Source organism: Streptomyces sp. NBC_00237, from assembly GCF_026342435.1.
Taxonomy (GTDB): domain Bacteria; phylum Actinomycetota; class Actinomycetes; order Streptomycetales; family Streptomycetaceae; genus Streptomyces.
The window spans coordinates 2,075,198-2,089,888 of record NZ_JAPEMT010000001.1 but is presented as its reverse complement, the minus strand read 5'-3'; the positions used below and the strand labels follow the sequence as shown (position 1 = coordinate 2,089,888).

At 70.2% G+C, this 14,691-nt stretch carries 8 protein-coding genes and 1 pseudogene; 2 read left to right on the top strand and 7 right to left on the bottom strand.

Annotated elements, in window-relative coordinates; translation table 11 throughout:
- Positions 1 to 133: 133 nt before the first annotated feature.
- Positions 134 to 5,470 carry a pullulanase-type alpha-1,6-glucosidase gene (pulA, locus tag OG897_RS09235; RefSeq protein ID WP_266654652.1) on the bottom strand — a complete coding sequence of 1,779 codons (5,337 nt, stop codon included), beginning with the start codon at positions 5,468 to 5,470 and terminating at the stop codon, positions 134 to 136.
- Between the two features lie 197 nt (positions 5,471 to 5,667).
- Positions 5,668 to 7,041, bottom strand: a pseudogene (locus OG897_RS09230) (alpha-amylase family protein); the annotation flags it as partial.
- Positions 7,042 to 7,363: 322 nt separating this feature from the next.
- Between OG897_RS09230 and OG897_RS09225 the strand changes: the two are divergent.
- The gene (locus OG897_RS09225) at positions 7,364 to 7,669 is read left to right on the top strand and encodes a cupin domain-containing protein (protein WP_266654650.1); all 306 of its coding nucleotides are present in this window, start codon (positions 7,364 to 7,366) and stop codon (positions 7,667 to 7,669) included.
- A 120-nt stretch (positions 7,670 to 7,789) separates the two neighbouring features.
- On the top strand, positions 7,790 to 8,107 hold the full coding sequence (locus OG897_RS09220; RefSeq protein WP_266654648.1) for a hypothetical protein: 318 nt from the start codon (positions 7,790 to 7,792) through the stop codon (positions 8,105 to 8,107).
- A gap of 107 nt (positions 8,108 to 8,214) precedes the next feature.
- Here the strand turns inward: OG897_RS09220 and OG897_RS09215 are convergent, their stop codons facing one another.
- The 5 genes from OG897_RS09215 to OG897_RS09195 all read right to left on the bottom strand — a co-directional run bounded on the left by OG897_RS09215 (position 8,215) and on the right by OG897_RS09195 (position 14,309).
- Positions 8,215 to 9,252: a LacI family DNA-binding transcriptional regulator gene (locus OG897_RS09215; protein WP_266656694.1), complete on the bottom strand. Its 1,038-nt coding sequence runs from the start codon at positions 9,250 to 9,252 to the stop codon at positions 8,215 to 8,217.
- On the bottom strand, positions 9,237 to 10,913 hold the full coding sequence (locus OG897_RS09210; protein WP_266654646.1) for an alpha-amylase family glycosyl hydrolase: 1,677 nt from the start codon (positions 10,911 to 10,913) through the stop codon (positions 9,237 to 9,239). Before OG897_RS09210 ends, OG897_RS09215 begins: the two co-directional genes overlap by 16 nt.
- A gap of 68 nt (positions 10,914 to 10,981) precedes the next feature.
- On the bottom strand, positions 10,982 to 11,887 hold the full coding sequence (locus OG897_RS09205; protein ID WP_266654644.1) for a sugar ABC transporter permease: 906 nt from the start codon (positions 11,885 to 11,887) through the stop codon (positions 10,982 to 10,984).
- A 24-nt stretch (positions 11,888 to 11,911) separates the two neighbouring features.
- On the bottom strand, positions 11,912 to 12,919 hold the full coding sequence (locus OG897_RS09200) for a carbohydrate ABC transporter permease (RefSeq protein WP_266654642.1): 1,008 nt from the start codon (positions 12,917 to 12,919) through the stop codon (positions 11,912 to 11,914).
- A gap of 115 nt (positions 12,920 to 13,034) precedes the next feature.
- Positions 13,035 to 14,309 carry an extracellular solute-binding protein gene (locus tag OG897_RS09195; protein ID WP_266654640.1) on the bottom strand — a complete coding sequence of 425 codons (1,275 nt, stop codon included), beginning with the start codon at positions 14,307 to 14,309 and terminating at the stop codon, positions 13,035 to 13,037.
- Positions 14,310 to 14,691 lie beyond the last annotated feature (382 nt).

Sequence of the window (14,691 nt, the reverse complement as noted above, 5' to 3'; positions counted from 1 at the left end):
CGGGCCCCGGGGGTGGGGCGGGGGCGCTCCGGGGTGGGCCCGGAGCGAGGGGTGCCGCCCCCTTGCCCGCCCGTTCCGCCCCCGGGGCGGCCCCGCCGCCCAAGGGGGCTGGGCGGCGGGGCTCAGGATCGCCTCAGCGAGCCTTGAAGACGGCCACCGTCCGGCCCGGGACGGTGAAGGTTCCCGAGGCTGCGTCGTAGGAGGCACCCTTGACCACGGGGTCGGAGCCCCCCGCCTGCACCGGGTGCAGTCCGTAAGCAGTGCCCGAAGCTCCGGCCACCACCTGCTGCTGCGGACCCGGCGTGGCGTTGAACACCACCACCAGCCCCCCGAGCCGCATGGTCACCACCCCGGGCGTCTCCCCCTTGCCCGACAGCGGGAAGGACAGCCGTTCCTGTACCTCCCCGGCGGTGGCCAGAGCGAAGTCCGCCTCCGTCGTACGGATCCTCAGCAGGTCCCGGTACGCCCCCGAAGCCCCTTCGATCTCCGGGCAACCCACCGAGACGGCCGTCAGCAGCGGCTTTCCGAAGCCCCACTTGGAGCGGTTGTCGGCCGCCATCGGCAGTCCCCGCCCGAAGCCGTTCCCCTCCCGGCAGTCCCAGTGGATCGCGTTGAACCAGTCCCCGCTGTCGTACGAGTTGCGGTCCAGCGACTTCGACCGGAGCACGTCACTCCCGGCCTGCGACAGCGCGGGCCCCTGCGAGAGGGCGGCGGTCGCCATCCCCAGCACCTGCATCCGCGCCCGGTCCCCCGCCGAGGTCTTCACCGGCAGCTTGAAGGCCAGCGCGTCGAACAGGGTCTCGTTGTCGTGCGCGTCCGCGTACGCGAGCGCGTCCCCGGGCGCCGCCGCGTACCCCGCGGGGGCGCCGTTGTAGTCGACCTCGGAACCCTTGACCGTACGTCCGCCGCTGTCCACGAAGGAGTACCCGGCGAGGTTCCCGCTCAGCCCGACCTTCAGCAGGTCCTGGTAGTGCAGCAGCCGGGACCGCTGTTCGGCCGGACTCCCGTTGGCCGCCGAGGAGTTGGGGTCGGTGAACAGCCCCGAGGCGAATCCCTGGACCCCCGGGTCCTCGTCGAAGGGCCCACCGCCGCGCACCGCGTCCCGCGCCCGGTCGGAGAAGGTCGCGACGCCCGTCCCCGCCATGTTCTTCTGCGTGGCCTGCACGAAGCGCGCGTCGTCGGCGATCTCGCCGAAGTTCCACCCTTCCCCGTACAGGACGATCGCCTTGCCGTCGACGCCGTCCTTCGCGAGCGTCAGGGCGTCCAGCGCCTTGCGCACCGCGAGGATGTTGGCCTTCGGGTGGTGTCCCATCAGGTCGAAGCGGAACCCGTCGACCTTGTACTCCCGCGCCCAGGTGACGACGGAGTCCACGACCAGCTTCCCCATCATGGCGTTCTCGGGCGCGGTGTTCGCACAGCACGTCGACGTGGCGACCGACCCGTCGGCCATCAGCCGCTGGTAGTACCCCGGCACGATCCGGTCCAGCACCGACTTGTCCGACTGCCCGGCGGCGACGGTGTGGTTGTAGACCACGTCCATCACGGTCCGCAGCCCGCTCCCGTTGAGCGCCTGCACCATCTGCCGGAACTCGACCGTCCGCCGCGTCCCCTCCGGATCACTCGCGTACGACCCCTCCGGGACGGTGTAGTGCAGCGGGTCGTACCCCCAGTTGTACGCGTCCTTCCCCGCAACCTTCCCCACGCACGCCTGCTGCTCCTCCGAGTCCTTCGCATACGACGTCACGTCACAAGCGGGAACGGCCTGTTCGGACTTCCTCTCCGGGATGGTCCCGATGTCGAAGACGGGCAGCAGATGTACGTACGACGTCCCTGCCTCGGCCAGCTTCCGCAAGTGCTGGGAGCCCTTCGATGCGCGGTCCGCGAAGGCGAGGTACTGCCCGGGGTGCTTCGCCGTCCGGTCCTCGACCGAGAAGTCCCGTACGTGGAGTTCCTGGATCTGCGCGTTCCGCAGCGGCACGGCGGCGGGCTTCTTCAGCCCGCCCCACCCCTTGGGGGCGAGCTTCGCATCACGCAGGTCCACCACCAGGCTCCGCGCAGAGTCCGTGGTCAGCGCGGTCGAGTACGGGTCGGTGACCCGGTTCTGCACGACCTTCTGGACGCTCGGGGCCCACACGGTCACCTCGTACACGTACGGCTTTCCGGCCCAGCCCCGCTCGCCCTGCACGGACCAGACCCCACTACGCGCGTCCCGCCGCATCGGGACCTTCCGCCCGGCCAGGTCCAGTACCACTTCCTGAGCGGTCGGCGCCCACACGGACAGCGTCGGCCGTCCGTCCCGGAACACCGGCCCGAGCGCGGCCTTCTCCGCGCTCGCGGCATAGAACGCGTCGAGAACCCCCGGAATCTGCACCCCGGTCGCCGCCAACAGCGCCCCGTTCGCGGCCCGTTGCGTGGCGATGACCTGCCCGCGCAGCGCACCCTCCACCCGATCCCGGTCCCGCGCGTCCACGCTGAACGCCGGATAGTCCTTCAGGTGCGGGTACTTGGCCTTCTGCGCGGCACTCAGCTCCGCCGCGTTCAGCCGCAGCCACCGCCCCTCGTCGGACAGCGCCCCGTCGACGACCTTGATCCCGCCGTCCCGTGCGTACACGAGCTGCTGGCTGGTCGCCTCCGTCGCCTTGACCTTCCACACCACGGTGTCCCGGTCGATCCACTGCGCCTCGGCCTTGGCCAGGTCGAGCGCGCCCGCGCCACCGGCCTGCGGCAGCACGTACGTGGGCTGCCCGGCGAGCGCCCACACCTCGTGCCCGTACGTCACGAGGTCGAGGGACTGGTCGGTCGGCAGGTCCTTCTCGTCGCCCTTGTGCAGGATGTACGACAGCGACGTCGCCCCGGCCGCGAGCGGCACCTCGTACGTCGCCCCGTACGCGTCCTTCCGCACCGGCAGCACGGGCTTCGCCCAGTCCGTCGGGTCCTTGGCCCCGGTCCAGACGTGCAGGCCCCAGCCGTCGTGGTTCCCGTCGGGACGCTGGTAGTGGATGACCGCCTTGGTCTTGTCCTGCGGCGGATACGTCCCCTCGGGGGCCTTCGTCAGCTGGCCGCCCTTGCCCTGCTCGACCCACACCTCACCGGTCGCGGCGAGGTCCACGGTCCGGGCGGGACCGTCCGCCTTTCCGTCCTTCTCGACGGTGTAGGGGAAGGAGGTCGCGCCTTCGGCGAGCTTCACCCAGGCGAAGGCACCGTAGGCGTCCCGGCCGCTGAACACCCCGTTCCCGGCAGGGGACTTCAGCTGCCAGCCGTCGTAGTCGCCGTCCGCCCGCCGGTAGTGGACGACCGCGTACGTACGCTCTCCGGCGCGCGGCTTCTCGGGCGGGGGCGTCTGCCCCGCCGTCGACGCGGCGAGGGCACTGGCCGTGCGTCCGGCACTGTCCACCACGACTGCCTTGTACCGCAAGGCGGTTCCCGCATGCGTCGTGGCGTCGAGGTACTGGGTGACCTTGTACGGCGCGTGGTCGGCGGAGCCGAGGGTGCGCCAGGGCCCGTTGCCGACCTGTGCGGCGAAGACGACCCGGTTGAGCTGCCCGCCGGTCGGGGCGGCCTCGATCTCGACGGTGCCGGTCGCTCCGGCCGCCGGGGCCCTGAGGGTGGTTCCGGGCCGGGCACCGGGCGTTCCGAGGGGCCGGTCCGCCTGGAGGACGAGGCTGGAGAGGGCGGGGACGGTGACCTTGATCTTCCGGTCGGCGGCGGTCACGGCCCCGGTGCCGCCGTAGATCGTACGGAAGCCCGCACTGGCGACGGGGACCTCGACGGTCTTCGCCTCGGCGGCGCTGTTCGTCGCCACGACGTACTCGACCTTGCGCCTGCTGTCCGTACGGGAGAAGGCGTACACGGAGCCTTCCGCGTACCGCTCCTCCTGGACGCCGTCGCGGAGGGCGGGGTGGGCCTTGGTGAGCTGGGACAGTTCGGCGATGGACCGGTAGATCGGGTGCGTGGTGTCGTAGGCGTCGCTCGCGTGGGTGCGGTCGGTGCCGAGCTGGTCGTCGTCGAGGTAGTCGGGGGTGCGGGAGGCGAAGAGGGTCTGGCGGGAGTCCTTGTCGCCGCCCGCGCCGGTGAAGCCCTGCTCGTCGCCGTAGTAGATCACCGGGTTTCCGCGCCCGAAGAACATCAGCTCGTTGGCGAGACGGGCACGCCGGAGGAGTTCGGCGTCACCGGCCTTCGGGTTGTCCTGCTTCAGGAAGGTGCCGATGCGGCCCATGTCGTGGTTGCCGGTGAAGGCGACCTGCTCGTACGCGTTGGCCTTGTCGGTGGTGTAGCGGTAGTCGGCCCCGTAGACCTTGCCGAGCTTGTCCGCGCCGCCGCCCTGGGAGGCGTACGAGCGCAGGGCGTCCTGGAGGGGGAAGTCGAGGGTGGCGTCGAGGCGGCCACGGGTGACGTACGGGGCGGTGGCGGCCGGGTTGGAGTCGTAGATCTCGCCGAACAGGAAGAAGTCGTCTCGGCCCTGCTTCTTCGCGTACGCGTCGAGGGCGGTCGCCCACCGGGTCCAGAAGTCCATGTCGACGTGTTTGACGGTGTCGATGCGGAAGCCGTCGATGTCGAAGTCGCGGACCCACTTCTGGTAGATCTCCGCCATGCCGTCGACGACTTCGGGCCGCTCGGTCCAGAGGTCGTCGAGGCCGGAGAAGTCGCCGTACTCGGCGCTCTCCCCGGCGAAGGTGGAATCGCCGCGATTGTGGTACATGGCAGGGTCGTTGAGCCAGGCCGGGACCTTGCGCTCGCCCGCGCGGGGCACGGGGGTGTACGGGAAGGAGTCCCGGTCGACCTTGCCGCGCGTTCCCTGCCGGTCGTCGAACGGCCGCCCCGTCCGGTCGAGGTACGGATACGCACCCTTCGGCCGGTACCCGTACTTCTTCTCGGCGTAGTCGACGGTGTCGGCGGTGTGGTTGGTGATGACGTCGAAGAAGACCTTCATGCCCTTGGCGTGGGCCTTGTCGATGAGCCTTTCGAGGTCGGCGTTGGTGCCGAAGTGGGGGTCGACCTGGGTGAAGTCGGTGATCCAGTAGCCGTGGTACCCGGCGGAGGCGTCCTTCCCTGACCCCTGCACGGGCTTGTTCTTGAAGATCGGGGCCAGCCAGATGGCGGTGGTCCCGAGGCCCTTGATGTAGTCGAGCCGGTCGGCCAGGCCCTTGAGGTCGCCGCCCTGGTAGAAGCCCTTGTCGGCGGGGTCGAAGCCGTGGTCGAGGCGGGAGCCGGTGAGGCCGCCCCGGTCGTTCTTGGGGTCGCCGTTCGCGAAGCGGTCCGGGAGGACGAAGTAGAACTGGTCGCGGGTGAGGTCGTGCCGGGCGGGCCGGGCGGCCAGCTCGGCGTCGGAGGGCGGGGCGGGGGCCGCGGGGGCTGCGGGCGCCGTGGGCGGCTTCGGTGCGGCGGACGCGGGCGCGGCGGGGGCGAGTGCGGCGCAGAGGGCCGCACTCACGACGCCGACGGCGGCTCTTCGCAGGGGGACGGGTATCACGGGCGGCTCTCCTCGTACGGAGTACGGAGTACGGATGGGCCGGATCGGGCGGGACACGTCCGGGACCACCGTTGAATGTTCTTGCTGCAAGACGTCAGAAAGTTCTTGCGCGAGACGCTACGAGGGGGCCGGGGGCAGGTCAAGGCTTCGGACGGGGCGGGCACTTCCGCTTCCACCCCGCCCGCCGCCGACGGCTAACAGGTGCGTGCGCCCGTGTGCAGGGCAATCGCCGTACCGGGTCCGGCAGTTGCCGTGAAGCGGCCCCCGCCGTCCACGGCCACCGGGCGGTTGCTCTGGACGTCGCAGTAGGTTCCGCCCGGGAGCCGGGTCTGGAAGGTGCGGGTCATGGAGGAGCCGTCGCGGTTGATGACGACGTACGCCTTGTCGCCCCGGCCGAAGGCGATCTGGTTGCCCCCGTTGTCCCACCAGTCGGTGACGGGCTGCCCCTGGGCGGTGTTGCGCAGCTTCACCATCGAGGCGATCTCGCGCCAGTCGTGCTGGCACTTCCACCCGTCGGAGTAACAGGCGTTCACCTGACCCCCGTTGGGCGGGCCCGCGTCCTTGTCGGTCCACTCGTACCCGGAGTGGACGTCCGGCGCACCGTAGGGCCACGCCAGCATGAAGACATTGGCGAGGGTGTAGGTGCTGCCGGCCTTGTAGTTGAGGGTGTCGCCGCCCCGCTCCGTGTCGTGGTTGTCGACGAAGACCGCCGACTTCCCGGACCCCATGAAGCCCCACCCCTCGCCGAAGTTCTTCAGCCAGGCCAGGCTGCCGCCCTGGAAGGCGTGCTTGAGCCCGCGCCCGTACCGGAACTCCTGGACGTCACCCGTCCCCAGGTACTCGCTCGGGGAGACCGCCTCGCCCTCCCCGAAGATCGCCTCCTGCTTCCAGTAGACGCCCGGGTCGCTCAGCTTCCCCTTGATGGCGGCGAGGTCGGCGGCGGGAACGTGCTTCGCCCCGTCGATCCGGAAGCCGTCGACCCCGAGCGACCGGAGGTCATCCAGGTAGGCGGCTATCCGGCCCCGGACGTACTCCTCCCCCGTGTCGAGGTCGGCGAGGCCCACCAGCTCGCAGTTCTGTACGTTCGAGCGGTTGCGGTAGTCGTTGACCTGAGCACGGCAGTCGTCCAGGTCGAAGCCGGAGTAGAGCCCCGGGTAGTCGTACTTCCGGTACGCCGACCCGCCCGTTCCGGTCCCGTCCCCGGCCGCCATGTGATTGATGACCGCGTCCGCGACGACCTTCACCCCGGCCGCGTGGCACGTGTCGACCATGCCCTTGAAGGCGGCCCGGTCGCCGAGCCGCCCCGCGATCCTGTAGCTGACGGGCTGGTACGAGGTCCACCACTGCCCGCCCTGGATGTGCTCCTGCGGCGGGGACACCTGGACGTACCCGTACCCGGCGGGACCGAGCCGCTCCGTGCACGCCTTGGCGACCGAGGCGAACCTCCACTCGAAGAGGACGGCGGTGACGTCCTTGCCGCCGGGCGGAGCCGCCTGCGCGGAGGAGGGTGCGGAGAGGAGGGCCGCGGTGGCGGAGAGGAGTGCGAGGGCAAGGGGAAGCCTGCGGGTCACGGGGATTCCTTCGGTGGGCGCGTCTCAGTGGGGGGCACTTCGCACTTCACGGGTGCGGCGCACGTCCCGCGCACCGCACCCGCTGAAGATTCTTTCTGCAAGTACCGGGAAGTTCTTGCAGGTGACGCTATGAGGAGGCCCGTACGTGGTCAACCCTTCACGCAGACCCGGATCCACGGACGACGCCCCCGGCTCTCCTTCAGCCTTTGCCCAACGGTCGACCACCGGTTGTCCCTGCTCAGGTAGCTTCCGAGACATCCACTGATCGCGACGAGCGACCGCTTCCGGCACGACCGGACGGGGTCGCCACAAGGGGTGTGCCATGAGTGTGGTCAATCTGCTGGAGAGCGCGAAGGGACTGCCGGAAGCCTGGAGTTCGCACCGCCTCGGCGAGGTCGGAACGGCCTGCGTGAAGGTCCTGCGCATGGACGGACTGCCGGTCGTGGAGGAGAGCCACGGGTCCGCCGAGGCTCTCCTCGTCCTCGACGGCCGACTGGAACTCACGGTGGCGGGCACGGCGGTGTCGGTAGGACCGGGCGAGCTGTTCCTGGTCCCGGCGGGAGCCGCGCACACGGTCCGCCCCGGGAGCAGGGGCACGCTGGTGATCGTCGAAGTACCGGAGGACTGATGCCCGGCTGCCCGACGAAACCGCCGGACGATCACGGCCGGCGCGAGCCCGCACATACCTCCGGCCTTCTTCGATCCGCGCCGTTGCCGACCCGTTCCCCGGGGTGGGACCGTGGGCGGCATGGTCAACACCCGCTCGCGACGGTACGAGGCAGCAGCTCGCCGGACGTTCTGGTCCGGCATCGTCCTGTTGCTGCTGGGCCTGGCCGCTCTCGTGGCCGCGCGGACGGACGGCGCCCGTCCGCGGGTGTGCGACCCGGGCTGCCGCCCGGCGGAGAGCACCGCGTGGGAGATCGTCAGAACGCTCGGTGCGGCGGGCGCGGGGCTGGGTGCGCTGCTGGGGGCCGTCGCCGTGCTCATGGTCACCCTCCGCCGCCCACCGGCCCCTCCGCTGCCGAGCAGCCCTTCAGCCGGGTCGGGCACCACCGGGCCGGAGTAGAGCTGCACCGGCTGGCGGACCGACGCGCGAGAGGTCACGCGCGAGAGGTCAGGCGGCACCCGCCGCACGGCCGCCTACCGGACCGGGACCGGGCAGGTCGGGCCGGGTCAGACCGGTACGTGCGCCGTGGACCCCCGTACCACCAGCTCCGGCTGGAAGACGTACTCGGTGCGTTGTACGGGGTTCCCGCCCAGCTCCTCCAGGAGCGCGCCGACCGCCGCCGAGGCCATGGCGTGGACCGGCTGGCGGACGGTGGTGAGGGGCGGGTCGGTGAAGGGGATCAGGGGGGAGTCGTCGTAGCCGACGACGGAGACGTCCTGGGGGACGCGCAGGCCCCGGTCGCGGGCGGCGCGGACGACGCCGAGGGCCATCATGTCGCTGCCGCAGATGATTCCCGTGCAGCCCTGGTCGAGGAGGGCGACCGCGGCGGCCTGTCCGCCCTCGACGCTGAACAGGGTGTGCTGGATGGGCGGTTCGGCCGACGGCGTGAGGGCCTCGATGAACGCCTCGCGCTTGCGGTGGGAGGGGACGTAGCGGACCGGGCCCACCGCCAGGCCGATGCGGGAGTGGCCGAGGTCGGCGAGGTGGGTGACGGCCATGCGGACCGCGGCGTGGTCGTCGGGGGAGACGAAGGGTGCGCTGATGCGGTCGTTGTAGCCGTTGATGAGGACGTAGGGGATGTGGGCGGCGGTGAGGGCTTCGTAGCGGGCGGGGTCGGTGGAGAGGTCCGCGTGGAGGCCGGAGAGGAAGATGATGCCGCCGACGCCCCGGTCGACGAGTTGCTCGACGAGTTCGTCCTCCGTCGCTCCGCCGGGGATCTGGGTGCAGAGGATGGGGGTGTACCCGCGGCCCGCGAGCTGTTGCTCGATGATCTGGGCGAAGGCGGGGAAGATCGGGTTGGTGAGTTCGGGGGTGACCAGGCCGATCAGGTCGGTCACGCGGGGCTTGAGGCGTACGGGCCGGGCGTGGCCCAGGACGTCCAGGGCGGCCAGGACGCGCTGACGGGTCGTGTCCGCCACCCCCGGTTTGCCGTTCAGGACACGGCTCACCGTCGCCTCGCTGACCTTGGCCTGCGAGGCGATGTGGGCCAGCCGGGGAGTGGGCGCACCACTCCCCGGCGCGGAGAACGTCACACGGACCACCAGACGGTGGTGTCGGCGGGAAGGTCGAACTCCGTTGCGTCGACGCGCACTTCGGCACTGGAGAGGAGCACACGGCCGGGAGCGGTGACGCGGACCGGCCCGGCCGTGGTGTTGGCCGTGCAGACGAAGCCGTCGCGGGCGAAGGCGAGGACGCCCGGCGGGGTGCCCGGGAGCCAGGTCACGTCCGTGCCCGCGCCGAGGCCCGGGTGGGAGCGGCGGGCGGCGAGGGCGGAGCGGTAGAGCTCCAGGGTGGAGTCCGGGTCGCCGGTCTGGGACTCGACCGACAGCCCCGCCCAGGACGTCGGCTGCGGGAGCCAGCTGCCGCCGTCGCCGAAGCCGTACGAGGGCCCGGTGGCGGTCCACGGGATCGGTACCCGGCAGCCGTCGCGGAAGCCGTCCTGGCCCGCCGCGCGGAAGAAGGACGGGTCCTGGCGGAACTCGTCGGGGAGGTCCGTGACGTCCGGGAGGCCGAGTTCCTCGCCCTGGTAGACGTACGCCGAACCCGGGAGGGCCAGCATGAGGAGCGTGGCGGCGCGGGCGCGGCGCAGGCCGAGTTCGCGGTCGCCTGCGGTGCGGATCTGGGTGCCGAGGCCGGGCGGGTTCGCGAAGCGGGTGGCGTGGCGGGTCACGTCGTGGTTGGAGAGGACCCAGGTGGCGGGGGCGTCGACGGGGCGCATCGCGGCGAGGGAGACGTCGATGACGTCGCGCAGCGCGTCCGCGTCCCAATGGGTGCCCAGGTACTGGAAGTTGAACGCCTGGTGGAGTTCGTCGGGGCGGACGTAGTTGGCGGTCCGCTCGACGGTGGGGGTCCAGGCTTCGGCGACGCCGATCCGCTCCCCCGGGTACTCGTCGAGGATCTTCCGCCAGGCGCGGTAGATGGCGTGGACGCCGTCCTGGTCGAAGAAGGGCATGACGTCATTGCCGAGCAGCTTGAGCTGGTCGTGGGAGCCGATGTCCGGCAGCCCCTCGGCCTTGACGAGGCCGTGCGCGACGTCGATGCGGAAGCCGTCGACGCCCATGTCGAGCCAGAAGCGCAGGATCGAGCGGAACTCGTCGGCGACGGCCGGGTGGTCCCAGTTGAAGTCGGGCTGCTCCGGGGCGAAGAGGTGGAGGTACCAGTCGCCGTCGGTGCCGTCGGGGTTGGTGGTACGGGTCCAGGCGGGGCCGCCGAAGACGGACTCCCAGTCGTTCGGGGGGAGTTCGCCGTCCTCGCCCTTCCCCGGACGGAAGTGGTAGCGGGCCCGGAGGGGCGAGGCGGGGCCGTCCGCGAGGGCGCGCTTGAACCACTCGTGCTGGTCGGAGGAGTGGTTGGGGACGAGGTCCGTGATGACGCGCAGGCCCAGCGCGTGGGCGTCGCGGATGAGCCCGTCGGCGTCGAGGAGGGTGCCGAACATGGGATCGATGGCCCGGTAGTCGGAGACGTCGTAGCCCGCGTCCGCCTGGGGGGAGGCGTAGAAGGGGCTCAGCCAGACGGCGTCCACACCGAGGTCGCGGAGGTAGGGCAGGCGGGAGCGGACTCCGGCGAGGTCGCCCATGCCGTCGCCGTTTCCGTCGGCGAAGCTGCGGGGGTAGACCTGGTAGATCACGGCGGAGCGCCACCAGTCGGGGGTGTGCGGGGCCGCGTTCGTGGCGTGCGGGGCAGGGGCAGCGAGGTGCTGGGTCATGTCGTCCCTGGGAGGTCTGGGAGATGCGGAGAGGCGTACGGAGGTGCTCGGGGTGGGAATCGCGCGCGTCACGACTTCGCGGCGCCGGCGGTGAGACCGGCGATCAGGTGACGCTGCACGAGATAGAAGACGAGCGAGGCGGGCAGGGCGATGAGAACCGCGGTCGCGGCCATCAGGTCCCACTGGGTGTCGTACTGGCTGACGAAGGTGGTGAGGCCGATCGCCAGCGTGCGCTTGCCCTCGCTGAGCATGAAGACGGAGGCGTAGGCGACCTCGCCCCATGCCGTGAGGAAGGTGTAGAAGGCCGCCACGGCGAGTCCCGGCCGGGCGAGCGGCAGGATGAGCCGGTAGAAGGTACCGAACGGGGTGAGTCCGTCGACGCGCCCCGCCTCGTCTATCTCGTGCGGAATCGTGTCGAAGTAGCCCTTGAGCAGCCAAGCGCAGTAGGGGACGGCCGTGGTGCAGTAGACCAGGATCAACGCCCCGTAGGTGTCCAGCAGCCCCAGATCCGCGACGATCTTGTAGAGGGGCACCATGAGGATGGCCACCGGGAACATCTGGGTCAGCAGGAAGACCCACATCAGCTGCCGGTGCCCGGGGAAGCGCATGCGGGAGATCGCGTAGCCCGCGCTGGCCGCGATGAACACTCCCAGCACGCAGGTGCCGAGCGCCACGATCATCGAGTTGGCGAACCAGGTGAGGAACTCCGTGTCGCCCAGAACCGCCGAGTAGTTCTCGAAGCTGATCTTTCCCGCGATGTCTTCGGGGTGCAGGAAGTCCGTCTTGTCCGGCCCCAGGGAGATCCAGGCGATCCAGCCGACGGGGAAGAAGGCGATGAAGCTCGCGACGATCAGGGTGGCGTGGATCGCGAACGAGGCGAGAGGGCTGCGCCTGCCCCGTCCCGCGGAGGACGGCCGGACCGCGGCGGCGGGCCGCTTGGCGGAGGGTGCGGGGGAGTCGATGTCAGTGCTCATGACGTGGGTGTCCTTATGTCTGCGTCAGGCGGACTGCTCGCTGCGGGCGAGCCATCGTCGGTAGAAGGAGGCGAAGACGATGAGCATCGACAGGATGATCACGCCGTAGGCCGCCGAGCCCGCGTAGTCCCTCGGGTCCTGGCCGAAGCCGAGTCGGTAGGCCCAGGTGACGAGGATCTGCGCCTCGGGTGCGCCGGTCGCGCCGAACAGAAGGAAGATCACGACGAACTGGTTGAACGTCCAGATGACACCGAGCAGCACGACGGTGGAGCTGACCGCGCGCAGACCGGGCAGCGTGACGTGGCGGAACCGCTGCCAGGCGCTCGCGCCGTCCATTTCGGCCGCCTCGTACAGGTCGCCGTTGATGGACTGCAGACCGCCGAGGAGCGAGACCATCATGAAGGGCACACCGACCCAGACGTTGACCATGATGGCCGAGGTCCGCTGCCAGAAGACGTCGCTCAGCCAGCCCGGCTGGGGAAGGCTCAGCCACCCGAGAGCCGTGTTCAGGATGCCGCCCTCGTCGGCGAGGATCAGCCGCCACGAGAAGACGGTGACGAAGGTGGGTACGGCCCACGGCAGCACCAGGACGAGCCGGTAGAACGTACGCCCCCGGAGCTTGCGGTTGAGCAGCATCGCCAGACCGAGCCCGATGCCGTAGTGGCAGGCGACACAGACGACGGTCCACACGATCGTCCAGCCGAAGTGCGGCCAGAACTGCCCGTCGGCGCCGGAGAGGATCTCGGTGTAGTTGCCGAATCCGACCCAGGAGAAGGAGTCCGGGATCTCGTTGACGCCGATGGTCCGCCCGATGTTCAGGCTGCTGGCGTCGGTCATCGACAGATAGATGCCGCGGATGAGCGGATAGAGCACCAATATGCCGAGCACGAGGACGACGGGGGCGACCATCGCCCACGCGTACCAGTGCTTCTCATAGGACTGCTTCATCCGGGCGAACAGCCCAGGGCGTGCGGGGCGGGGAGGCTCGCCCCTCCCACGCTTCGCCATCGCGGTCTCGTCGGCGACAGTCATCTTTCAGGCACCTTCTCGGCGGGTCTTCACGGCAGTTCACTGCCCCACTTGGGTTCTGGACAAGCCCGCGGCCGGTCCGTCGCCGTGCTGGCGGCGACGGACCGGCCGCGCTCGGTCAGGAGTAGTCCTTCAGCAACTTCTTGAAGGCACCGGCGGTGTTGTCCAGGCCCTGCGGCACCGAGACCTTGTCCTGGAGGATCTGGGCGACCTGGGTCTCGAAGTCCGTGTAGAGCGAGCTGTAACTCGGGTCCGAGCCGCGCGCCTTGCCGCTCTGCGCGAGCACCTTCTGCATCTCGGCGAAGCCGGGCAGCGCCGTGACCTCGGCGGTGTACGCGGAGGTACGGGTGGGCAGGGTGCTGTTCTTCAGCGCGATCTTCGCCTGGGTCGCGCCGGACGTCATGAAGGCGACGAACTTCTGCGCCGCCTTCTGCCGCTTCGCGTCGGAACCGGCGTAGACCGACAGGTTGTGACCGCCGATCGGGGCGCCAGCGGTGCCGGTCGAACCGGCCGGAACCGTGGAGATGCCCAGGTTCGCCGCGTCCTTGAACGCCGCGCCCTTGTAGATGTTCGTGAGTTCCCACGGCCCCTGGACGATCATCGCGACCTTGCCGGTGACGAAGGCGTCCTGCATGTGGGCGTAGGCGTCGGCGGAGACGTCGAGTTTCGCCACGCCGTCGGAGGCCAGCAGGCTCTTGCTCGTCTCCATGGCCTTCGCGGCCTGGGGGGAGTTGACGGTGATCTTCTTCTTGCCCGCGTCGATGAGGTCGACGCCTTCGCCGTAGAGGAACGGCATCTGGTAGTAGCCGGCCTTGTTCAGCCAGAAGCCGTCCGCGTCGGTCTTGTCGGCGACCGCCTTGGACACCTTCTTCAGCTCGTCCCAGGTGGTGGGCGCCTTGTCGAAACCGGCCTTCTTGAGGAGGTCCTTGTTCCACATGAGCGCGAGGCTGTCGGTGACGAGCGGGACGCCGTACGTCTTGCCCGCGTACTTGGCCTGCTCCAGCAGGGCGGGAGTGAAGTCATCGCCCTTGGCGAGCGCCTCGGTGCCGTCGAGCGGGGCGAGGAACTGCTGCTTCGCCCAGGCCCCGGTCCACCCGACGTCGGCCCGGATGACGTCCGGAGCGCCCTTGCTGCCCGCGGCGGTCTGGAACTTGTTCTGCGCCTGCTCGAAGGGGACGTTGACGTACTCGACCTTGATGTCCTTGTTCGCCGCCTCGAACTCCTTGACGAGGGCCTTGTAGTTCGGCGCCTCGTTCGTCGCGTTCGAGGTGTCCCACCACGTGACGGTGACCGGTCCGTCGGCGGCACCGCCTTCGCCGCCGCCTCCCCCGCACGCCGTCGCCGAGAGCGCCAGTGCCGCCACCAGTGCGGTGGCCGCTATGCCACGCCGCATGTGAACTCCTTCATAGAAGCCCGGTAGGGCAGAGGTGAAACCCACACCTCCTGCCGTCCGCTCCCTCGCGGCGCCCGGGTTGCCAGGAACGTAACAGGGCTGCAAGCCAACTGAAAGAGCTTGCAGATTTTTTCAGCAAGACGAAGGGATCGTTACATCCGTGTGTCCAGGGCGTAGTCGAAAACCCTCTTGACAGGACCGATCGGCGGGCTCGGGCCGACGGTCCATCCGTACGCTGCGACAGCCTCGGGGGCGGCAGTCCGCGCGGGCCACAGACCACAGAGGGGCGGCCCGGTCCCGGTCGTCCCGGACCGGACCGCCCCGCGCCTCACGCGCCGAACGCCGCGGCACTCCCCTGTCACCTGTCAGGAAGGACCGCGGA